Genomic DNA, 654 nt, shown 5'->3' on the forward strand with positions numbered 1-654 from the left:
CAACCGTCACTTCGAGCGCGTCGGCAATTCGGGCAATGATCCAAAGAGAAGGATTTTGCTCGCCACGCTCAACCGTCACTTCGAGCGCGTCGGCAATTCGGGCAATGATCCAAAGAGAAGGATTTTGCTCGCCACGCTCAATTGCTCCCATATAAGAGCGATCCAAACCAGCTACCGCTGCAAATTCTTCTTGCGACAGATTTCGGAGGCGACGCATTTCGCGCACTCTTTTTCCAAATCGTTTAGTTAATGCTGCCTTGGATTTCACGCCCCATATCTGAAAACAATACGGGCGATAATTCCACGGGTGATTGCCCGCAAAAGTCTGCAAAAGCAAGTTAAACTAAGGAAAGGCAAAAATCACTAAAGAGGATGATGCGTTGATAACCCCAAGGAGGACGTTATTTACCAATGATGATGCGAGGATGAAGAGCCAGGGGAGATAGCAATGAACAACAGCAAAGAACCAGACATAGAGATAGAACTGTTAGCAGCGGCTGGACAGTTGCTTTTGCACTTTGCCAAAGAAGCAGAAGAATCAGGGCGAATAGATGCCGCGCGGCAGATGTACCTAATGGCAATAAGGAAGGGCTTGGTAGTAAGGCACATGAAAGAGCATCAAGGCATTACAGAGAGCGCATTTGAGAGGATAGC

General features: G+C 48.0%; 2 protein-coding genes. One reads left to right on the forward strand and one right to left on the reverse strand.

The features are described 5' to 3' along the window. The coding region (locus BWR59_RS32290; RefSeq protein WP_143491012.1) for a helix-turn-helix transcriptional regulator at positions 1 to 268 on the reverse strand (268 nt) is incomplete at its 3' end. Positions 269 to 448: 180 nt separating this feature from the next. Here BWR59_RS32290 and BWR59_RS31720 point away from each other — a divergent pair. After that, a partial coding sequence (locus tag BWR59_RS31720) for a hypothetical protein (protein ID WP_143491013.1) occupies positions 449 to 654 on the forward strand: 206 nt, incomplete at its 3' end.

It is taken from the genome of Pseudomonas sp. Bc-h (assembly GCF_002080045.1).
Taxonomy (GTDB): domain Bacteria; phylum Pseudomonadota; class Gammaproteobacteria; order Pseudomonadales; family Pseudomonadaceae; genus Aquipseudomonas.